The 22,274-nt window shown below is 38.9% G+C and carries 19 protein-coding genes; 8 read left to right on the top strand and 11 right to left on the bottom strand.

Annotated features, from left to right (window positions below):
- Positions 1 to 124 precede the first annotated feature (124 nt).
- Both QNI22_RS33570 and QNI22_RS33565 read right to left on the bottom strand, forming a co-directional pair.
- The gene (locus tag QNI22_RS33570) at positions 125 to 2,761 is read right to left on the bottom strand and encodes an ABC transporter permease (protein WP_314517938.1); all 2,637 of its coding nucleotides are present in this window, start codon (positions 2,759 to 2,761) and stop codon (positions 125 to 127) included.
- Positions 2,758 to 3,093, bottom strand: coding sequence for a PadR family transcriptional regulator (locus tag QNI22_RS33565; protein ID WP_314517936.1), 336 nt, complete (start codon positions 3,091 to 3,093; stop codon positions 2,758 to 2,760). The genes QNI22_RS33570 and QNI22_RS33565 overlap by 4 nt, the downstream gene beginning before the upstream one ends.
- Before the next feature lie 454 nt (positions 3,094 to 3,547).
- Here QNI22_RS33565 and QNI22_RS33560 point away from each other — a divergent pair, with 454 nt between their 5' ends.
- Positions 3,548 to 6,961, top strand: coding sequence for a VCBS repeat-containing protein (locus tag QNI22_RS33560; protein WP_314517933.1), 3,414 nt, complete (start codon positions 3,548 to 3,550; stop codon positions 6,959 to 6,961).
- A 564-nt stretch (positions 6,962 to 7,525) separates the two neighbouring features.
- Here the strand turns inward: QNI22_RS33560 and QNI22_RS33555 are convergent.
- Positions 7,526 to 9,382 carry a glycoside hydrolase family 2 protein gene (locus QNI22_RS33555; RefSeq protein ID WP_314517931.1) on the bottom strand — a complete coding sequence of 619 codons (1,857 nt, stop codon included), beginning with the start codon at positions 9,380 to 9,382 and terminating at the stop codon, positions 7,526 to 7,528.
- Positions 9,383 to 9,665: 283 nt separating this feature from the next.
- Here QNI22_RS33555 and QNI22_RS33550 point away from each other — a divergent pair, with 283 nt between their 5' ends.
- Positions 9,666 to 10,124 carry a leucine-rich repeat domain-containing protein gene (locus tag QNI22_RS33550; RefSeq protein WP_314517928.1) on the top strand — a complete coding sequence of 153 codons (459 nt, stop codon included), beginning with the start codon at positions 9,666 to 9,668 and terminating at the stop codon, positions 10,122 to 10,124.
- The gene (locus tag QNI22_RS33545) at positions 10,085 to 10,990 is read left to right on the top strand and encodes a leucine-rich repeat domain-containing protein (RefSeq protein ID WP_314517926.1); all 906 of its coding nucleotides are present in this window, start codon (positions 10,085 to 10,087) and stop codon (positions 10,988 to 10,990) included. Before QNI22_RS33550 ends, QNI22_RS33545 begins: the two co-directional genes overlap by 40 nt.
- Before the next feature lie 46 nt (positions 10,991 to 11,036).
- On the opposite strand, the gene QNI22_RS33540 is transcribed toward QNI22_RS33545, so the two are convergent.
- On the bottom strand, positions 11,037 to 12,272 hold the full coding sequence (locus tag QNI22_RS33540; protein WP_314517924.1) for a hypothetical protein: 1,236 nt from the start codon (positions 12,270 to 12,272) through the stop codon (positions 11,037 to 11,039).
- A 334-nt stretch (positions 12,273 to 12,606) separates the two neighbouring features.
- Here QNI22_RS33540 and QNI22_RS33535 point away from each other — a divergent pair, with 334 nt between their 5' ends.
- Complete coding sequence (locus tag QNI22_RS33535; RefSeq protein WP_314000817.1) at positions 12,607 to 13,518, top strand: hypothetical protein; 912 nt, start codon at positions 12,607 to 12,609, stop codon at positions 13,516 to 13,518.
- Positions 13,519 to 13,653: 135 nt separating this feature from the next.
- Here the strand turns inward: QNI22_RS33535 and QNI22_RS33530 are convergent, their stop codons facing one another.
- Positions 13,654 to 14,070: a DUF1761 domain-containing protein gene (locus QNI22_RS33530; RefSeq protein ID WP_314517920.1), complete on the bottom strand. Its 417-nt coding sequence runs from the start codon at positions 14,068 to 14,070 to the stop codon at positions 13,654 to 13,656.
- Between the two features lie 451 nt (positions 14,071 to 14,521).
- On the opposite strand from QNI22_RS33530, the gene QNI22_RS33525 reads away from it, so the two are divergent.
- A complete protein-coding gene (locus QNI22_RS33525) occupies positions 14,522 to 15,211 on the top strand; it encodes a helix-turn-helix transcriptional regulator (RefSeq protein ID WP_314517918.1) in 690 nt (229 codons plus the stop codon).
- A 667-nt stretch (positions 15,212 to 15,878) separates the two neighbouring features.
- Here the strand turns inward: QNI22_RS33525 and QNI22_RS33520 are convergent.
- The 6 genes from QNI22_RS33520 to QNI22_RS33495 all read right to left on the bottom strand — a co-directional run bounded on the left by QNI22_RS33520 (position 15,879) and on the right by QNI22_RS33495 (position 19,323).
- Complete coding sequence (locus QNI22_RS33520) at positions 15,879 to 16,280, bottom strand: hypothetical protein (RefSeq protein WP_314517916.1); 402 nt, start codon at positions 16,278 to 16,280, stop codon at positions 15,879 to 15,881.
- A gap of 716 nt (positions 16,281 to 16,996) precedes the next feature.
- On the bottom strand, positions 16,997 to 17,275 hold the full coding sequence (locus tag QNI22_RS33515) for a hypothetical protein (protein WP_314517914.1): 279 nt from the start codon (positions 17,273 to 17,275) through the stop codon (positions 16,997 to 16,999).
- Positions 17,276 to 17,346: 71 nt separating this feature from the next.
- Positions 17,347 to 17,895, bottom strand: coding sequence for a dihydrofolate reductase family protein (locus QNI22_RS33510; protein ID WP_314517911.1), 549 nt, complete (start codon positions 17,893 to 17,895; stop codon positions 17,347 to 17,349).
- Positions 17,896 to 18,033: 138 nt separating this feature from the next.
- The gene (locus QNI22_RS33505; RefSeq protein ID WP_314000885.1) at positions 18,034 to 18,312 is read right to left on the bottom strand and encodes a hypothetical protein; all 279 of its coding nucleotides are present in this window, start codon (positions 18,310 to 18,312) and stop codon (positions 18,034 to 18,036) included.
- Positions 18,309 to 18,626: a hypothetical protein gene (locus QNI22_RS33500; protein ID WP_314030551.1), complete on the bottom strand. Its 318-nt coding sequence runs from the start codon at positions 18,624 to 18,626 to the stop codon at positions 18,309 to 18,311. Before QNI22_RS33500 ends, QNI22_RS33505 begins: the two co-directional genes overlap by 4 nt.
- A gap of 115 nt (positions 18,627 to 18,741) precedes the next feature.
- The gene (locus tag QNI22_RS33495; protein ID WP_314517908.1) at positions 18,742 to 19,323 is read right to left on the bottom strand and encodes a dihydrofolate reductase family protein; all 582 of its coding nucleotides are present in this window, start codon (positions 19,321 to 19,323) and stop codon (positions 18,742 to 18,744) included.
- Between the two features lie 224 nt (positions 19,324 to 19,547).
- Here QNI22_RS33495 and QNI22_RS33490 point away from each other — a divergent pair, with 224 nt between their 5' ends.
- From QNI22_RS33490 to QNI22_RS33480, 3 genes are all read left to right on the top strand, one after another.
- Positions 19,548 to 20,582, top strand: a complete 1,035-nt coding sequence (locus QNI22_RS33490) for a ligand-binding sensor domain-containing protein (protein ID WP_314517905.1) — start codon at positions 19,548 to 19,550, stop codon at positions 20,580 to 20,582.
- A 176-nt stretch (positions 20,583 to 20,758) separates the two neighbouring features.
- Entirely contained in the window at positions 20,759 to 21,850 is a 1,092-nt protein-coding gene (locus tag QNI22_RS33485) for an alkaline phosphatase (RefSeq protein ID WP_314517902.1), read from the top strand.
- Positions 21,851 to 21,873: 23 nt separating this feature from the next.
- Positions 21,874 to 22,182, top strand: a complete 309-nt coding sequence (locus QNI22_RS33480) for an immunity 53 family protein (protein WP_314517899.1) — start codon at positions 21,874 to 21,876, stop codon at positions 22,180 to 22,182.
- Positions 22,183 to 22,274: the final 92 nt, after the last annotated feature.

The raw sequence follows: 22,274 nt of genomic DNA, 5'->3' as shown, positions 1-22,274 counted from the left end.
TTTCATAAGGTAGCAAAGGCATAGCCAAAATATGCCTTTGCTGTTTTTTGTTTCATATTATCAAACTAAAAGCTTTACTGGTTGACAAAACCAAAAGGTACCCTTCTGCTAGTTTATTTTGCAACTATTCTCCTTTCAGTACTCGAGCAGGATTGATTCGTGCTGCTATAAATGTTTGAGAACTAATCAGTCCCAGTGCTAATAGAATAACAGCTACAACACCACCTGCCATTTCCATCCATCCAATGGGAGAGTGGTAGGCAAAATGTATAAGGACTACCCTGTCAAAAAAGAAATAGGTTACAGGTAAGGCAATCAATGAAGCCAGTAGCAGCAGAAAAAGAAAGCTTTTTCCCATCTGATACATGAGGCCTGCTTCACTAGCTCCTAATACTTTGCGAATGCTAATTTCTTTTAAACGTGTTTCTGTTGTAAAGACTACCATTCCCAGTAGCCCCAGGGAAGCAATACAAACAGATAAGAACGTAATAAATCCAATTACTCTGATCATAACTGAAAACTGACGATAGGCCTTTTTGATCTGATCATCATAGAAGTCTGCCTCCAGGGGATGGACTTTATCGATTTTTTGCCAGGCATTCTCTATATGTGTCATAGTAGCAGACAGATCCGTTGACGTGATTTTGACATTCAGATAGCCATTCTGTCCGTCAGCTGAATAACGGAACATTACTGGTTCTAAGGTGTTCATAACTGTACCATAATGAAAGTCTTTCACTACACCCGCAATTACCAGTTTTTTGTTTTCAACAACCAGCCATTCTCCTATGGCTTTTGCCGGATTGTTGGGTGAAATGTTAAAACGCCTGAGAAGTTGTTCATTGACAATAATTTCGCTTTCCTGTGCTGTGTTTGCTTTAGATGTAAAGTTTTTCCCAGCTATAAGATGATGATCGTGAAGTGGCAGGTATTGCTCATCTACCATGTTAAGCCAGGCCATGGATGAGTCCTGAGTATCTTTGTATTTCACGGATGTACCATGGATACTCCCAAGACTGGTTATCATCATTGATTTGGATATGGCCTTGACTTCAGGAATTTCTCTTAGTTCTTTTTCCAGCAAAGCCGCTTTGTTCCCTTGCATACGGATATTAAGAATATTTTCAGTTGTAAATCCGAGATCAAGTGTAATAAAACCCTGATACTGTTTGTAGCCAACCAGAGTAGTTGTAATGAAAATGAGCGAAAGAGTATACTGAATCAGAATCAGCGCTTTTCGGAGATTTACATGACGGAACAATGTCCAGCCGGAAGCACCTTTGAGAACTTGTACAGGATTAATGGCAGAAAAAAACAGTGCTGGAAATAAGCCTGCAGCAATACCCATTCCAACCGAAAAAAGAAGAAAATATACCAATAACTTAGGTGAAAACTCTAACGATACCAGATTGGAAATAAAAGGGTCCAGATCCAGAAACTGCTTCTGCAAAAAATAAAATAATACGAAAGCAAAAACGAAAGCCAATAGTGAGATCAGTGTGGATTCAATAAGAAACTGGCCTACTACATGGCTTTTCATAGCACCAATCAGTTTTCGAACACCCACTTCACGGGAACGACGCAATGAACGGGCAATGGACAAATTGGTGTAATTGAAACAGGCAGACAGAATAACGACCAGTGCAAATCCACTCAATACCCAAATCACTACAGGAGAAATATGAGGCCCAATGGAGTTTTGTAGCATAGGGCCAAGAGCAATCTGTTTAAGCGGTTGAAGTGATACCGAGATTTTTTGATTGATCAGTTGTTTATTCTCTGTTACATTCAGGTGATCCAAAGTGGTCTGTACAGAAGTTGGATTTATGTTAGGATTCAATAGCATATAAACGTAATTCTGCCAGATATTACCCCAACTGTAAAACGCTGCATCTTTACTGGGATGGTTCCGTTCTATACTGGCAAAAGAGACCAGTGCATCAAACTGTAAATGAGAAAGTTTAGGAATGGGATTGGTAATGCCTGTTACTTTATAGTAGGTGGTATCAAAACGGACCAGTTGTCCCATAGGATCTGTTTCTCCGAAGAGTTTCTCTGCCATTTTGGGTGTTAGGACCAATGAATAAGGATCTTTCAGAGCTGTAGCTGGATTTCCTTTGAGTAGAGGAAAGGTAAAAACATTGAAAAAAGAAGAGTCAGCCCACATAGCTCCCATAGGAAGTGTAACCGAACCTACAATGGCATCTCCCCAAAATCCGCTTCGCAAAATGGTCAGATGCTTGATGGCAGAAGTGGTTTTTCCTATTTGTTGGCCTACTTTAACGGAAGTAGAAGCCAGATCAACAGTAGGCTGGTCGGCAGGGGTATAATGGGTAATGATGCGATAGATGTTATCCTTATCTGCATGAAATTCATCGTAAGAACGCAAATCGTGGATAAAGGCAATAACCAGTAACCCAACCGACATACTGACGGCCAGTCCAATGATGTTGATGACAGAAAACAGCTTATTACGCACCAGAGTGCGGCGGGTGGTTTTCAGATAACTATTCAGCATAAGATAGTGAATAAAGAGATTGAAAAAATCAGGTTTCCGAATGGTATAAGGCCGGCAAAATTTTACTACATCCAGACAATAAATGATTTTGGCCCACCTGGTTCCATGTGTCTTGAGATTTCGCTCAAAGTATTTATTCAAATCACCCTCCAGATCTTCTACAAGATCTGTCCGGCAATACCAGTGAAGCAGGTTCTGTGCCCAGCGAGGTGGCGTAGGAGTTAGTTTGTTACGTGTGCTCATATAGAACCTTCCAGATTAAAACCTTTTATAAGTTGCCAAAGCGTTTCACGTACTTGTCTGGTTTTGGTCAGAGCCAGTTTGCCTGCTTGTGTTACTTCATAATAACGTTTCCGCTTCCCTCCACGGGTAGCAGTTGCCTCACCCAGATGGCTTTTGAGCAGTCCTTTTTCTTCGAGTCGGTTTAATACCGCATGGACGACCCCCAGTTTTGCACTACGGTCGGTATGCTTTTCCAACTCATCACAAATGGCTACACTATAGGCTTCAGAGGCTAAGGCCGCTACTGTGAGTAAGACCAGTTCTTCATATTCTCCCAGATTGGTTCCTTTCATAGTTTGGTTTAGCAGATTGGAGTAAAAGCTGATAAATAGTTAATTCATTAAATGTATGTAAAATAAAAGTTATTTCTTCTATTTTGTATGTAAAATATTTTTTCGACCTATTTATAGATATATTCCAGTTGAAAGAAAGACTTCAATAGTTGGTTTCGGTGTCTCAAAAATTCGATTTCATTTGAGATATGCTTGTGTTCCTCTTTTATATAGGAAATTGGAATCTTAATTAGCGTGATTTGTGCTGGGTAAAATGTATAAGTTAACTTGTCTGTATACAAACTAGATAATGAGAAGAGCTTCTTTCCTGCTATTTTACTAAATTAACCCGGAATTCTGCAAGTGAACATGGTGCCTAAGGAATGACTTCCTGGAAAATATTTTCATGTTATACTGAACAGAAAAGCTAAAATACACCCTATTCTACTCTACCACTGTTATTAACTCTAAACGAATGCATTTCCAACAACGACTTATATCTGTTGTGATTAGTTCGTTGTCATTGTTCCTGATACAATGCCAACCCCAGACAGAATTGTTCACCAGGCTCTCGGAAAATAAAACAGGTTTGGATTTTAGCAATCAGATTATCGAAAGTGAACACAACAATATCATGACCTATGAGTATACCTACAATGGAGGAGGCGTGGCAACAGGTGATATTAATAATGATGGACTAACAGATGTGTATCTGTCAGGAAACACTGTACCTAACAAGCTTTTTCTAAATAAAGGCAATTGGAAATTCGAAGATGTTACGACCACCTCTCATCTTATAGAGAAGCAGGGATGGAAAACCGGAGTGACAATGGCAGATGTAAACGGAGACGGCTGGCTGGATGTATATATTTGTTATTCAGGCAATACAGAAAGAGAAGGTAAAGGAAAACCAGTGATCCGGGACCATCCCATGCGTGCCAATCAGCTCTTTATTAACCAGGGTTGTGAAAAGGGAGGAATACCCGTTTTCAAAGAGCAAGCCAAAGAATTTGGATTAGATGCTAGTGGGACTTTCTCTACCCAGTCTTATTTTTTTGATATGGACAGAGATGGTGATCTGGATATGTTTCTGCTCAACCATGCCAATACGTTTTATTCTTCTCTTTTTAATGTAAAAAAGCTTCGTGGCTTACGTCATCCCTATTTTGGTAACCGGCTCTACCGAAATGATAACAACATCTTTACCAATGTGAGTGATAGTGCACTGATTCATGGCAGCGGTTTGAATTTCGGACTAAGTGTCTCCATAAGTGATCTGAATCAGGATAACTGGCCTGACATCTATGTGACCAATGATTACGATGAACAGGATTTCTGCTATATCAACAATGGAAACGGAACTTTCCGTGAAGTATCTCATACGATATTTACCCATCTGTCCAAAAATGGTATGGGATCAGACATTGCTGATATCAACAATGATGCATTGCCAGAGATATTTGTCGCGGATATGTTACCGGAAGACAACCACAGACAGAAGCTTTTGAAGGGACCTGATGAATACGACAAATATTCACTGGCTGTTGATAGTGGATATCATCATCAGTATATGCGCAATACCCTGCAACTCAACCGCGGATTTGCTCCTGACACACTGCCTCGATTCAGCGAGGTAGGACAACTGGCGGGTGTCTCAAATACAGACTGGAGCTGGGCTCCTTTATTTGCTGATTTTGATAATGATGGATTTAAAGATCTTTTTATTACCAATGGCTACCTGAGAGATTACACCAATCAGGATTTTATTCGCTATACGGTTGCCGATGCTGTGGCTCAAGCCAAGGCATCTGGCAGGGATATTCCGGTTCTGAAGCTGATTCAGGAAATGCCTTCAACCAAACTGACCAATTATTGTTTTCGCAATACAGATGGGCTACATTTTGAGAACGTTACCAGGCAATGGGGATTTACGCATTCCTCTGTCTCCAATGCTGCTTCCTACTGTGACCTGGATAATGATGGTGACCTGGATCTGATTGTCAATACACTGAATGATAAGGTGAGTGTATTTCAGAACCAGCAGGAAAAATTTGCCAAAAATAATTTTGTAAAAATCAGACTCATCGGCAAAAAGCCCAATACTTTTGGTATAGGGGCAAAGGTGTGGATTACATTACAGGATAAAACCATTTATCAGGAAGCCTATTTTAGCCGGGGGTATCAGTCGTCTGTAGAACCATTGCTCACCGTAGGTATTGGCCAGTCTGCGGTGAAAGAGATTCGTGTACAGTGGCCAGATGAAAAAGTCACTATCGTATCCGCTCCATCCATCAATCAACTTATTGAGATAGAGCAAGAAAAGGCACAACCCAACTCTAAGGTAGATGACTTGCTGACACATCGCATAAAGGAACCATTACTCAGTCCGGTTAAAGGGGGCATTGACTTCAGGCATATTGAGAATGGCTTTGTAGATTTTAAAATGCAGCAACTTCTTTCTTACCAGCTTTCCCGTCTGGGAGGCAAGCTGGCAGTAGGTGATGTAAACAAGGATGGGAATGAAGATGTGTTTCTGGGTGGAGCAGCTGGTCAGTCCGGACAATTATATCTGGGAACAGACAATGGTACACTAGTAAAGTCTGCTTCTGAACCTTGGCAAACAGATCGGGTAGCAGAAGATATAGGATCTGTATTTTTTGATGCGGATGGAGATAAAGACTTGGATCTGTATGTTGTGAGTGGAGGCAATGAGTTTTCTCCCTCGGATCCGGTTTATCAGGATCGATTATACCTCAACGACGGCAAGGGGAAGTTTGAAAAATCACCGGATGCACTGCCTGCTGAGCAAACCAGTGGAAGTTGTGTAATTGCCATAGACTACGATAAAGATGGTGACCAGGATTTGTTTGTGGGAGGACGAATTGCTGCCCAGCAGTATCCAGGAACTCCCAAAAGCTTTTTGTTACGAAATGATTCCCAGCCAGGCAAGGTTCGTTTCACAGATGTAACCTCTGTGGCTTCCGATCAATTGTCAAATGCTGGTATGGTTACTGGCGCCATATGGACAGACCTCAATGCAGATACCTGGCCTGATCTGGTAGTGGTAGGTGAGTGGATGGGAATACGGATGTATATCAATCAGAAAGGCAAACTTAAAGAGTCTACCAGCAGTTTGGGTCTTCCGGATAGCAGGGGATGGTGGAGTGCTATTGCCCAGGCCGATGTAGACCAGGATGGGGATATGGATTTGTTACTGGGTAATGCAGGCATAAATATGCAACTGCGTGCTTCTGAAAAGCAACCTTTGCGTTGTTATGGTGTAGACATCGATCAGGATGGGCGACTTGATCCACTGGTATCCTACTATGTTCAGGATAAGAGTTATCCGTTGGCAACACGTGATGAGTTGCTGGGACAGGTAACGCCAATGCGAAAACGGTTTATCAATTATGGTGCCTATGCTGATGCTACGGTAGAAGATATCTTGTTTCCTGAATTGCGTGCACAAACTCAGTTGCTGGAAGCTGTAGAACTTCGTTCATGCTGGCTGGAAAATAAAGGCAATACCAAGTTTGTCTTAAAACCACTGCCAGATTGGGCTCAGTTCTCGTCTATTAATGGTTTTCTTTCCAGTGATTTTGATGGCGATGGAAAAGTAGAAGTGTTGGCCGCAGGCAATTTTTTCCCTTACAAAGTGCAACTGGGAAGATCAGATGCCTTAATGGGTATACTGCTTCGGTTTGAAAAGGGTGAAGTACAACCCATTTTAGACAAACCTCTCTGGTTGACAGGTGATATACGGGATATGGCCTTCATAAAATTCAAGAATACCTCTTCCAGAGTATTGGTGTCGCGCAATAATGATTATGCCACCTTGTATGACTACAAATCTGCAAATGCCAGTACTAAAATTGTGCACTGCAAATAGAATGGGTGGTATAGAAATAATGTACCTGTGGAACATGAGTCATCCCGAATTTTGAGGTCTTATCTTTTCTCATATCTTTTCTGGAAAAGAGGTCGTTGTTGATAAACGATGGAAAAAAAGCGAAATAGATAAGCTACAAAGAGAGTGGTATTGATTTTAAACGCGAACCGTTGTATCTGTGTGTTGGCTTTCTTTCTGCCGCGAGGTTAGCCCATGGCTTTGCGGGTGGGAGGTTCGGCAGAAAGTGTCCTTTTTTGCAGCTGGCACACATCCTGGCCCAACAAATGAGAATTTGTTGTCCTTTTTTGGACAAGCAAAAAATGAAGAAGCTTGTGGAAGAATGATGTAAGGGACAATAAACAAACTCGGAAATTTGTAAAAAATAAACCAGCGTCTATGCTTTTGAAAAGAGTATAGACGCTGGTTTCGTAAAACAAACTCACATCCAAAATTCGGGATGACTCATGTTCTATTCAATTTAATGAATAACTATCTGATAAAAACGCCCCTGTCGATTAAGCAGAGGTGTTTTTTATTTAGATACAAAAATGAGAATTAGTTGTTCTAGGGTTTAATTTTTCCCAGTGAAGGGTTATAGAGTTTACTATGTATTTGTTTCAACTGAGCTTCTGGCATTTTTATCACTTTCCGGTCATAGGTCATCAAACCATTGGTTTCTACTTCTACATCAGTGGTCTGGGTATATACGGCTGCTGATAACCCTTGTCCAATCAGCTTTTCCAGGCTTTCAATAAAGGACTTGTACTTATCAAACATTTCCTCCTTGTTTTTAAAGGTTTGGTAACCCCAGTTATCTTTCTTTTGCCAGGTATGACCTTCCAGTGGTAGACCCAAACCACCAAACTCTCCCAATACAATTATCTGTTTGGCTCCAAACAAATCCGGACGAGGCATTGCAGGCTCAGGATAGTTGTGCAAGTCGAGAATATGGCCTGCATCGTAGAAGTTGCCTCCACTGGCACTATTTATAAGGCGGGAAGGATCATATTCTTGTGTCCATTGGCTGATCTCTACTGTCTTGAACTGTCCCCAGGCTTCGTTAAAGGGTACCCATACTACAATAGAAGGGAAGTTATAGGTAGCATCCATGATAGCTTTCCATTCTGTACGGTAAATTTTTTCCGAATCGGCTGTACGCTCCTTCTCTGTAGCCCGACCTACAATCCCTGGTCTGGAATCCCATTCATTGCCCATGTCTCCGCTAGGCATATCCTGCCATACAAGCATACCCAATTTATCACAATAGTAATACCAGCGGGCAGGCTCCACTTTCACATGTTTACGGATCATGTTGAAACCCATCTCTTTGGTCTTTTCAATGTCAAACTTAAGCGCTTCATCTGTAGGTGCTGTATATAAGCCATCCGGCCACCATCCCTGGTCTAGCGGTCCATACTGAAACAGAAACTGATTATTAAGCAGCATTCTGTGTACATTCTGACTAGCTGTTTGCATGGAGATTTTCCGCATGGCAAAATAGGTTTTCACTTCATCCACTACCTTGCCTCCCCGGATCAGCGCCACTGTCATATCATATAAGAAAGGGCTATCAGGAGACCACAGTTTGGGATTGCTCAGTTTTAGTACTGCATCGGTTCCTGCCGCGACCTCCTGTTGAGCAACAGATTGCTTGCCATCATAGGCTATTACACGCACCTTATCATTGGGCTGTGCCTTTTGCAGTTGAGCTTTAACTATAAGTGTTTGCTGGTCAATATTGGCTGTATGACGAGTTGATATAATATACGAGTTGGGAACAGCTTCCAGCCATACTGTCTGCCATATACCGGTTACAGGTGTATACCAGATACCATGCGGATTTTTTATCTGCTTACCTCTGGGTTGTGGCCCGTCGCTGGTAGGATCCCAAACCCGAATCGTGATCTGCTGTTGGTTACCTTTGGCAAGCAGAGCGGTAATATCAAAGGAGAACGGATCATAGCCTCCCTGATGGGTACCTGCTTTTTTACCATTTACATATACATCGGTTTGCCAGTCTACCGCTCCAAAATGCAGTAATACTGTGCCTTTTCGGAGATTAGCTGGGACAGATACCGTACGATGATACCAGAGCACACTATCTTTTCCAACTGTTTTACCTACCCCAGACAAAGCAGATTCAATTGCATAAGGCACCAGGATTTGACCGGAAAAGGCGGTAGGTAAATTTTCTGCCTGCCCTTTAGGTTGAAGGGAATAGTCCCATAAGCCATTTAAATTGAGCCAGCTGTTACGAGTCATCTGAGGGCGGGGATACTCTGACAAAGGAGTAGAAGAGTTTACTTTTTCTGCCCAGGGAGTAGTGATCTTACCTTCTACTACTTTCCAGTTACCTGATTGTGCAAGCACAACGGCTACCTGAAAATGCAGTAGACAAAGAGTAAAAAATATTCGTTTCATAAAAGATTGTAATGAATGAAAAGTGTTAAGGGATACAGGCAAAATGCAACTATAAAACGAATAAATAAAATTTTAATATAGAATATAAGGCCAGGAATGGTGGCAGATTATCATTGGAAATCAGATGAAGTGTAACAGTATAAAAGATAGTTTTTGAGATTATATTACTAAAAACAGGTCAGAAGTAAATTGAAACATCTTTATACAGAATTTATGCTCAACTTACAATTTCAATCCTATCTAGTCCCAACCCATTAACTGAATACAACTTTTACCTGTATCTATGCAAACTGCTGAAGAAGAAAATCTTTACCGCCTACTGCGTTCTGAAGAAATTGAAAACGTTATGCTGGGGCTGGAACTAGCTAAATCACTACAAATCAGTATAAAAACGTTTCTTTCGGAAATAAGACTGTTAGCGGAGTGTAGTTATGTTGAAAAAGGGATATCTATAGAAGCACAGATACTTCATGTGAATCAATGCACAAATCTGAAACTATATCAAAAAAAGTTGAAGAGTTTGCCTGAGTCAATCGACAAGCTTTTCAAATTAATGCAATTAGATATATCCTCCAATAATCTTACGACGCTACCTGACTCAATTGGGAATCTTACCCGGTTGTGGTACCTATCTGCTAATAATAATCAACTTATCCAGCTTCCGGAATCCATAGGTAGTTTACGGAATCTCGCGCGTCTTTTTTGTCAAAAAATCAACTTACAGCCCTTCCTGATTCAATAGGGCAGCTTATAGGACTGCAAGAACTACACCTGGATAGGAATCAGCTTATGGTACTTCCTCCTGCAATTCAAAAGCTAAAGGATCTATACTCTTTAAATGTAGAGAAAAATCAGCTGAGCGAACTTCCTGAATGGATGAGTAGTTTGCAAAGTCTAAGGCAACTGATTCTGGCTGATAATAAACTTACTATACTGCCTGAATGGATAGGGCAGCTAACTTTGTTAACCAAATTAAATATCTCCAAAAATAATTTTACTCTACTTCCTAATTCCATTGGCAATCTTATACAGTTAATGCAGTTGTACCTAGGGAGTAATCAGTTAATAGAACTTCCTGATTCAATAGGAGAATTTACTCATCTAACCTATTTTTCTATATACAAAAATCAGCTTACTCAACTGCCAGAATCCATCGGAAAGTTAACCGAATTGACAGAATTAAACATTTCCAATAATGAACTTACCTGTCTTCCGGAGTCTATTGGTAGCCTGAAAAGTCTGAACTATTTAAACATTTCCAAAAATCAGCTTACTACCTTTCCTGAGTCTATTGGAAATCTTACCTATTTATGGCATTTGAATGCTTCTGAAAATAACCTCACAATCCTTCCTGAATCGATTGGACAGCTTAAAAGATTAAAAGGCCTGGATTTGTCAAAAAATAAACTGACTGTACTGCCCGATTTGCCAGGAATACTGAATGGATTGAAAAAACTGGACCTATCAGACAATCAGCTTACTGAGCTTCCCGCATGGCTGGGAAAACAAAAACGGTTAACCGATTTGGATGTATCAGGCAATCCACTCTCTACAGAGATGCAACAACAACTCAAAGCATGGTTACCTAAATATAAAATTACTTTCTGACAGGATGTGGTTTGTAGATCAAATGTTATGCGCAACTATATAACTACTAGGGAAACATACTGAATATGACTTGTTTGTTATCAGAGAGTTTGATGTTTTTTACTGCGCCACCTCCTTCAAAACCAAAGGCAATGCCTACCACTTCAAGATCTTGTGAGGGAAGATCCTGAGTATAGGCAACCTGGCTGTCAACAAGAAATTCGAGTTTGTTGGTTGTGGTTCGTATATCAACTTTTACCCAGTGAGACAGATCTGCTCCAAATCCGGAAAGGTCATGAACTCGACCATCTACTAGTCCACGACCATCATATAGATGAGATGTAGACACACAACCCTTAGCAGTGATGGGTATATTGAATGGTATTCCGTTTGTTACCAAAAATACAATGGCTTTTCGGCAGCCTCCCATATTACTTATGGAACTACCCTTTACCATTGCGCTGAAATTAACTTTGGTAGCCTTTAAAGGCTGAAAATTACCTACATTATATAGTTCTGCGCGATAAGGTTTGACATCTGGTCGTAGAGAACGGCGGGTATAACTGCTAACAGGAATCTCAAGCCTGTCTTTATAGACAAATTCGTTTGATGGTAAATACAGTGGCTCTGATCTCTGGTCAATAAGTCCTAGCCACCCATCTGATTGTATGAGTAGTGGGTGTTTCCTGAGTAGCTGATCCCCCATTAAAAGCCTGGCTTCGTAGAATCCAGGTTTATAATAGATTGAAGTAAATGTATTGCCTTTGGCACTTACTTCTCTTTTGGTTTGCGCATCCCATGATTGTTGAATATATAGAGGTGTTGTGGAACTATCCACTTTATAGTTAAAAATAACGGTGTTAGGAATAGAGTGAGTCAGTGGTCGGCTACTAAAAACGGCGTGTGGTATTTTAGTTTTTTTGGTAAATGGCTTATAACTCACAACACAAAAAAGCAGGATCATCGCAAGCAGAACTCCTGTCCCCAATACTATCGGTCTGGATGGTCTTTTAGTAAGTATGGGCTTTGAATCTGGTAGGGTTGGTGCTGCTTGTTTGAAACTTTGCCAGTCTGGATACCCTGCATATACAGCCAGTGCATCCAATGTCGTTTCAGTTGGTAAATGAGGGTAATGTACTTTACCTAGTACTCGTCTGAGAGTGCTTTCACTTAGATTTACACCCGTTTTCTCCAGAATAGCTTGGTTTAACCGACTGAAATTCTTTCCAGTCCATTCGTTAACAGGGCCCCAGTCGAGACTATCTGTAATGGTTTTGACTAATCTTTGGCAATGTATGTCCATCAAAATCTGCTACAGGAAAAATAGAAGATGTTGGAAGTTACCAAATGCACTATTCATTTCCAACATGTCTCTCTACCCAGACACATGTTTGCTTCATTACTTCTTATCACAATTGGCCTTTACATTCTATATATCTGACTGTTGAGGGGAATCATATATTTTTAGGAGCAGCTAAGATATATTTTTTAATTATTTGAAAATCAGTGTGATATATCTTGACGGAATTTGATTGGTAAGAAAGAAAAGGCTTTCATGAGAAGAAATTAGCTTTGGCAGTGTAGATCTATTCTCATCTTTTATCAACCACTGTATTACTATTCAAACTATTCTATCTATGCGTATTATTTTCAGTATTTTTAGTTGTTTAATGTTACTGGCTTGCTCTAGCCATAAAGCACAATCCGACTTCTGGGATGGTCCGAATGCTTACCTTGGTCAATCACAACCAAGTGATACACCTTTGTGTTTTGCTCCACACTTGTTAACCGACTCTGGCTATTTTGTTCTGGCCAGAGTTGCCTTTTCACCTGATGGAAAAGAATTCTTTTATGGCAGTAACAACGAATGGTACAGCAATCAGCACCAGCGGCTCAATTACTTTCGTTTTGACAGTATTGCAGGAAAATGGGAGGGACCTTTTTTGCTTGCCAATCAATATGGTACACCTACATTTAGTATGGATGGGAAAACTTTACTTGTTACTGACAATACAGGTATTCAGCAAATGCAGAAGAATGCTTCTGGTTGGAGTTCGCCTCAACCCTGGCTTAAGCGGTCATATGTTTTATATAACTATATGCCAACTCTAAGTGGAAGAGCTTATGTAGGTAGTAATGGTACCTGGGGTTCGTCGAATGATTCGAATGCCTGGAAATTTGCTGTATTGCCTGCTGATCCGAGAGATACATCCATTCACAACCTCGGAGAACCATTAAATTCTCCAGGCTTTAATGGTGATTTGTATATAGCACCAGATGAATCCTATATGATTATCAGTGCCAAAGAAACTAAGGACTTTGAAAGTGAACTATGGATTAGCTTTGCGAGAGCAGACAAAACATGGACCACTCCACAAAGTTTAGGACCTGCTATTAATAATGGACTGGCTCATCGTTTTGGACAGTATGTTACTCCTGATGGCAAATTTCTGTTTTATACCAAAGGTACTAGTGAAAAAGACTGCGCTGTATACTGGGTTCGATTTGACCATTTGTTAACAGAATTAAAAGCTAAGGCAGGACTGTAGCCCATATTTACCATCACTCATATTTACTGATCTGTTATTGTGCTCGATATCTATGAGATTTGATTGTAGTTGTAAGTAAAAGGCCTGTAGAGTGAGTTTACAGGCCGTATTATCTACTCCTTGATTAACTAAAATCTATTTCATAACAAGCAGAATGAGACTTACAATTATAATCCCGACTAGATGGTAGCTCCCACTAATTAGTCCATACAGAATGGGACGAGGTATGTTGGGATTGATGGCAATGTTAACAGTATTGGAAAACAGATAGCCCACTCCAACAATGACAGCAAACTGGAAAGCGCTTTGATAGGTTTCGATATGCAAAGCATATACTAACAGCGCACTGGCAATGGTAATAACCAGACAACACAAGGCCGGCCCTACAAAGAAAATAGGGTCTGTGCTTTGTGTTGTATCGTTTTCTTTACCCAGTGAAATCTTATATAGTTTAGGAAAAAAGACAGTAAACCATAGTGAACCCAGAATGAAATAGATAATAAATGCAAGTAGAACACTCAACCAGGAAATATCTGTTAGTACATGTAACATAGTAGTTTTTTATTTTATAATGGTTTTTGGAAAAATTTTGTTTTATACAGGGCTTGAGAAAGAAATAGTCCAGACAATTACGAAAGGATGCGATGTGAGATTGGATACTTTTGTTCAAACCGATTTTTGTAGTGTATCCGTAAAGGATTAGTAAAGAAGGTTAGTAGATTTTGCGATACGCTTAGCTGACTTGTGCTTTTCATTGGTGACGATTTTAGTGATAGAGAATTATATATTACTGCTGCAAAGAAAAAGCTTCTGGTGACAGCCCTATGTCAGAGGTGAACTATACGAATACAATAATTTTCCTATCGTATATTTGTCCTTGCTTCATACAAAACATTAAGCAGGCTTAACATTAGGTGTAGTATCCTCTCTGTAATGATTCAGAATCAGTGATACCTCATTTTGTAATGAGACTGGCAAGTAATAATCACAAGTACTACTAATCATGGAAAGCACCGATACAAAACGAATTGCACGGTTAACTGCCATTCTTACTCAGTTGCAGACGAAACGACTTTTAACAGCATCCGAACTGGCACTGAAATTTTCAGTCAGTGTAAGAACGATTTATCGAGATATTCGGACGTTGGAAAAAGCGGGAGTACCTATTTTAACCGAAGAAGGCAAAGGATATATGCTTATGGAACATTACAGGCTTCCTCCTGTAATGTTTAGTGAAAATGAGGCAAATGCACTTATTCTTGCTCAGCAATTAGTTCTGAAAACAAAAGATGCTTCGTTCATCAACGATTATTCAGAAGCTGTTGAAAAAATTAAGGCAGTATTAAAACATAACCTGAAAGACAAAGCAAATTTACTGACTCAGCGTACACATACTCCCCAACTCAAGGCTATTGAAAGAACAAGTAATAATCTGTCTGCCTTGCAATTTGCCTTGACCAATTTTTATCTGGTAAAGATAGACTATATAAATGAAGAGGATACAACCTCAAGCCGAACCATTGAACCCTTCGCTTTATTAAGTACTGAAAACTGGTTGCTGGTTGCCTGGTGTCGTTTGCGTAGTGATTTTAGGTACTTTCGTCTTGACAGAATACAAAAGCTGGAAATACTCACCGAAAAGTTTACTCCTCATACGATGACTTTGCAAGAGTTTTTTGACCGATATCATTAGCTGTGATCGTTTCATTTGTAGGCGTAGCATTAAGGAAAAGAGTTGGATGCCTCTACAGGTCTTACACTATTTTAATCAGTTGGAGAGCAGGAGCAGTGCTGATTTGTTACTATACGACCGGAACTCTGGTCACATTGAATAAATATCCGAAGTATGTTCAATACAAATGACTGACTGGAAGTATGGTCAAAATGGTAATCGATGACTGAGTGATCGGAAAACTGTTCAGCAACACAAGTGACCATACTTCGAATCACTTTTACTTTTGACTGGAATACCAGTCGTATTTCAGAAATATTCGAACTCTGTTCACTTTCAACTTTGACTGTAAGTATGGTCACTGTGCTGAATAACTGTAAGTATGTTCAAACGTGACAACTATCTAATTATTAATCATGACCATACTTTCGGTCAACAGATAAACAAATTAATACATACAAGACCAAAGATATTGTGCTGCCTAATTCAAAAAACTGGTAGATGCAGCCGATGACTACCAAAGTCTGTCCGAGTTTCTCTGTGCCTGATTGATTGAGGAAATTAGTAAGAGGATATTGAGCAGAAATATATTTGAATAAAAGAAATGCCCCAAGAAAGTAATGAAATAAAACTACAACCAAGCCACAAGTTTGAAACAGATACATTCCTAACCGTTAATACCTCAACATTACCAACTACTACCAGAGTACCAAACAATATTTTTATCTAAAGGGGCTATATGTTGTTCTCTTGATGCAACAATTCCGATGGATCTGATCTTATTGTACCAGATTCGATAGGATTTAAATGCTGTTTGTATTGTTTTTTCTTCGTTTAGAGTATTGGTATTTTTGTCCAGTAATAATGGAAATGGAGAATATATATATGGATCTTCAAAATATATCTGATTGATCAAAAATAAGGCTTCTACCTGAAGTGAATACTCGGTTACTACACCTGTATAGACTTTAGATATCTTAGGATTATAACATTGTACAGGCAATGCAGATAGTGATTTGTCATTTTGATAGTTTAATAATTCCTCAATCATCTGAAGCTTTTGGCTTTCTGAGAAATCAGCATAGTACATATGACCTAAGTATCTGCATTTGTACATTTCTGTCGTATCCCTGGCAAGAACTATATGGTGTGTACCATTCTGTTTTCTTGAACTACAATTTGCTTTAATTTTTCTGAAAAATCCTGACTGAGTAATGCTATTGCCCATGGATAAAAGACAAAAAGACAAACAAAGAGCTTTCTTCAGTAAAGGAGAATAAATAAAGACAGAGTTACTCATTCATTCAAAATCTTTATGTTTTATTGGTGCTAGTTTTCGTAAAACTGTGGAAGGAATTATCGATTTGTTGAATAGTCTATAATTTTTCTGTCAACAAATCTATATACGGTGCCACAATCAGTATATTCTTCTTTGATTCTCTTATTTGAAAGTTCTCCATAAACCACATAGTTATGCTTTCTGGTGGTATCTTCATAATCCCTTTTACTGGTAAGTAAATAAATTTGCTTATTAGTGTCATACTTATTACCTGTAATTACAGAATCAATCCTCCATATAAGCTTATAATCATCACATTCCTCATTGGATGGTTCAACAATAAAAACACACTCTCTGCTATTCTCACAAGAGACTAATAATATAAATGCTATTAGTAGTAAAAATCTATTTAAGATTATCATATATATTGTATGCCTTATTAACACTAATGGTGGGGATGATCTTTTCGCATTCTGTCCTAATTATTTGAAGAATATCTCCGGTTTTTATGTATTATTTGGAGATTGTTATTTATTGGCATACTCTACCATCTGCTGTGTGTATGGAACTGAACACACATCAAAATATTCATAGATATCTCGGGCATTGTAAATTTGAATTGCTTTGTCAACTGCAGGATTTGAGATTAAAAATTGATTTCCATTTATCAGTTCTATTAAAATATCATTAACTGACCATGAAATCGCGTCTGCTGTAGGAAACGGATATCTATTGTTCAGGGTTACACTACTATTTTTTTTGAAACCGAGCTGCTCTAAAATTTCTGGTGTTAGTTTGTAGACCATGGAGTAATTTCTATTATCTGGTATATATTTGCTTGACTAGATTGCTCACTTATGCCTTTAAAATAATACCATCATTTTTTGCGGGTATAGTAAAGTAGTACAGCTCCACCACCAAAGGTTTTAGTCTTGATGAGGTTAAAAATAGTGCTGTTGTTTACATTTTCAAATAATGGCAAACCGCCTCCTGCCACAACCGGATGAATACACAGTTGGTATTCATCAATCAGATTCAGTTTCATGAGCTGTATAATCAAACTCCGGCTACCCACTAAAATGTCCCCATCTGATTGTTGTTTGAGGGCTAACGCAACTTCTTCAATAGGCTGACTGGCTAGTTGGGCACTATCCCATTCGGTTTCTTTGAGCGTATGTGAAAAGACGATTTTTGGAATTTTGTCTATCGCCGAAGCAAAGTCGTCCATTGATTTTTCACCGGAAGGACTTTTTACCAGATCTTGCCAGAATTTCATCAGTTGATACGTTATTCTGCCATATAGAATCACACCTGAGTCGGTTAACAGTTCCTGATAATGTTGATGTATTTCTTCATCTGGCTCTGATGCTGTATGATCACAAAATCCATCAATTGTCATATTGATTGCTGCAATTATCTTTCTCATATCTGTTTTAGTTATTTTACATTAAGAGTCATTTGTGAACATAGTATAATGCCGGGTTGCAGCTATCGCAATCTAATACGATAGCTGCAACCCGGCATTATATAAAGTTTATTGAAGGAAAAACTTGTCACCTGCGAATCAACACTGAAATACAATATGTTGTAGAGGATCAATTATTTCATTCACATAAACTTCTATATCAGCTATATTATTTTCTCCCTGTTGTGCTTCAAATTCGCTCAATAGATCACCTATATACTCTTCTTCTACTTCTGTCTTGTTTTTTAAAATTATTCGTATCCGGATATCTTGATTTTCTGCTAGCTCAAAGGAAACACTTAAAAAATTGTCATTTATATTTCTGTGTAATGCATCACAAAGCAGACATGCCTGATATTTCATATATACATCTTTCATATAACCTCGCTTTTGGAAAAAAGGAGATAGTGCAGCCATGTATAATATTTAGGCATCCATTCCCCTTTTGTTTCATTGAATTTTTCCCTTGTTAGATATATCTCTTCAAAAATTATAGTATAGTCAGGCAAGTCCTTGTAAATTTTGCCTTTATTATGCTCTCCAAGTTCGGTTTCTGCCAGTAACACAATCTGAATGGTAAGGTTTTTCTTTTCTACTACATAGCTTACGTCCAAAATATTTGATCCGGCATTAATCATAAATGCCTGCATTAAGGCATAATGGATACGTATATATTCAGTGTTATATTCCATACTATTAGTGAAAATCCAAGTCTACTTTGTAGTATGTTAAAAGAACTTAAGCAATTAAGTGATTTTGCAATGTAGACCCATCTTTAGAGTATTTTTATTAGTATTAGTGGGTGTGTTATTGTCTCTCTACTATGTAATTTAGTTCCGTTACTCCACAGCCAAAGCGATGAGTAGTTAATAATTTCAGGTTTACTTTGTCTTTGATACCGGTAAACAGTGGAATACCTTGTCCAAGAATAACAGGATTCACAAATAGCCAGTAGCCGTCAAGTAAGTTCTCCTGAATAAGCGCATGTGTGGCTGTCGGACTGCCAAAAACCAGTATGTCTGCACTTTCACCATTGCTGGATTGTTTTAGTTTATGTATTTCGTTCGCAAGGTTATCACTAATAACTTTTGTATTCGTCAAATCGGTGTCTTTCATTGTTTTTGATAAAACAACCTTGCGAGCTTGGTTATACCACTTTGCATGTTCAATATCGTGTTTAGATGCATCTGGCTTGTCTCCTGCAGTTGGCCAGTAACTTTCCATCATCTCATACGTTACCCGTCCATATAAGGCAGTATCGCCTTCACCTATCCGCTTCCCGACATAATCAAAAATTTCTTCATCAACCTTAATCCAGTTCATCTCTCCGTTTGGTCCTGCTACAAAACCGTCAAGTGATATGTGCATAAATGAAATAATCTTTCTCATTTTTTCATGATTTGTTTAGGGTTGTAAAATTGGGTATTTAAGTGGTCGAACGCGAGTGTAAATACGACATTTTATAGGGCTATTTACGGCAAAAATTAATCAGCAACTTTTACCCTTCATTAACAAGTCATTAACCTGAGACCAACACAAAAACTTTTAAGTTTGCTGATCTTCACATATACCCAAATCATCATTTGTCCAGAACATTAATGACAACTTCAATAATGAAAAAATACTTCTCGAAACTCCAGGCTTTTACTTTCCTAACCATATTACTTATGAGCAATCACTGCTTAGGACAAGCTCAAGCAAACATGCCCAAGAAAAAAGAAAGTGAATCCAACACACTATCTGTCAACAGCCAAAAATTTATAAAAACTCAGAGCCTGAATAAAGGTGATAATGTTCATTGTAGCCTGCAAGACAAAGCGGGTAATCTTTGGTTTGGCACCACAGCCGATGGTATTTATAAATATGACGGAAATTTTTTCACCCATTTCACGATGGCAAATGGACTGAACAGCAATACGGTTTGGTGTATGTTGAAAGATAAAAGCGATAAGATTTGGATAGGCACCTCCGATGGTATTTGTCTTTACAATAACAATAAATTTACTAAAATTCAAATCGCTCTACCAACTGATATGCTAAGTAGTAAATATGATGTATGGAGTATTATGCAGGACAAGAGTGGAAAACTATGGTTTGCAACAGGTGCTGGTGTTTATGTATATGATGGAAAATCATTCGTTTCGTTTACTGTTACCGAAGATGTAAAAGATTGTAGTTTTAAAATAGAAAAGATTTTAGAAGATAAAGCTGGTAACTTCTGGTTTGGTGGGCGTTGTAATCCAGGCGTATATTGCTACGATGGAAAGACCATAACCCATCTTAAACCAAATGGCGATGATTGGGTTTGGCCCGTTTTGCAGGACAAAAAAGGAAATATATGGTTCAGTAGTTGGAAAGGAGCCTACCGTTATGATGGCAAATCATTTAGGATCTTTACAAAAAATGATGGCTTAGCTGATAATGTTGTTACTCGAATTATGGAGGATAAGAAAGGAAACCTTTGGTTTGGTGGTGGACTTAGCCGTTACGATGGTAAATCTTTCACCCGTTTTACAACAGAAGATGGGATAACGAATAGTGGTATCTGGACAATTTTGGAAGATAATTCTGGAAATTTTTGGATAGGCACAAATGAAACAGGTTTGTACCGCTACGACGGAAAAACATTTACTAAATTTTCGAAATAAACACTTCAATAACATATCTTCAAATGTGAATTCACATTTTGATAAAACTAAAAATTCTGATTTTTAGATGACAGGTTCTACTTTTGGCCTTTTGCAAAAATGAGTTTTCAATGTAAGGTAGATTGCCCTGTTTCTACTAGTAATCTCTTACATTTTCATTTAACCACTTAATCCGAATGAAGATACGTTTTTTCTCAACCCTACTAGTTACTATCCCGTTTCTTACTCTTTGTCCTTCTTTTGCTCAAAAAAATGCGAAGTCCAAACACCCTAAGAATGTTATTCTGCTGATTGGGGATGGCATGGGAACTGCACAGATTTATGCTGGCCTTACGGCCAACAAAGGTTCTTTGAATCTGGAACGATTCCCCTATGTAGGCTTTCATAAAAACCAGTCTGCCGATGATTATGTAACCGACTCAGGGGCAGGGGCAACTGCATTAGCTATTGGCTATAAAGCCAATAACGGAGCTATTGGAGTCGATTCTACCAATCAGGCCCGGCCTACCATACTGGAAATTGCGGAACATAATAAGTTGTCGACAGGACTGGTGGTAACCTGCTCAATGACACATGCCACACCAGCTTCTTTTATTGCCCATCAGCCGAAGCGGACTATGGTAGAAGAAATTGCTGCTGATTTCTTGAAAACAGATGTAGATGTATTCATTGGTGGTGGCCGAAAACATTTTACTCAAAGGGCAGATGGAAAGAACCTGGTAGATAGTCTTCGGGCCAAAAATTACCAGATTGCCAGTTCACTTCCTGAGGTGACCAAAACTACATCGGGCAAGCTGGCAGGTTTTCTGGCAGATGAAGAATTGCCTAAATTTTCAGAAGGCAGAGGCGACCAGTTGCTTCAATCTACCCAAACAGCTCTTCAACTGCTGACTCAGAACAAAAAAGGGTTCTTTCTGATGGTAGAAGGATCTCAGATTGACTGGGGCGGACATGCCAATGATACTCAGTATATCGTTAATGAAATGCTTGATTTTGATAAGGTAATCGGAGCAGTATTGGATTTTGCTCAGAAAGATGGCAATACCCTGGTAATTGTTACAGCCGATCATGAGACAGGTGGTTTTGCACTGGTAGGGGGTGATATGAAAACCGGGAAGGTAGAAGGTCAGTTTGTGACCAAACACCATACTGGCGTGATGATTCCTGTATTTGCCTATGGACCAGGATCTGAAGCATTTTCGGGAATCTATCCGAATACGAAGATTTTTGATAAGATGCTAAATGCTTTTGGGTTCAAAGCTTACTAACTCTCAAATTAATCATTTGTCATATGAATGTTTTAAAATGGCTTGAGGACTGGTATGCTAATGAATGTAATGGGGATTGGGAGCATACCTTTGGAATTAAAATTGAGACACTGGATAATCCGGGATGGATTATTAAAATAGATTTAGAAGAAACATCTTTAGGAGATGTAGTCATTCCTTATCAATACTTTGAAAAAGAGGAAGGTGATTTCTATGGTTTTAAGATAGAGAATAAGCAATATAATGCATTTGGCGATCCATCCAAACTAGAGTTTCTATTACTTAATTTTCAAAAGATTGTTGAGGATACTATAAGAGACCCTGAGATGTAATACCCTTTACAGACCAGGAGCGAAATAGCTCCATTCACTTCTGGTCTTTTATGCTATGACCTGCATCCAGCTATCACTATAAAAATAGTTGG

The organism is Xanthocytophaga agilis, assembly GCF_030068605.1.
Taxonomy (GTDB): domain Bacteria; phylum Bacteroidota; class Bacteroidia; order Cytophagales; family 172606-1; genus Xanthocytophaga; species Xanthocytophaga agilis.
Note: the sequence above shows the minus strand (reverse complement) of the source record. Positions and strands in the feature narration are given on the sequence as shown.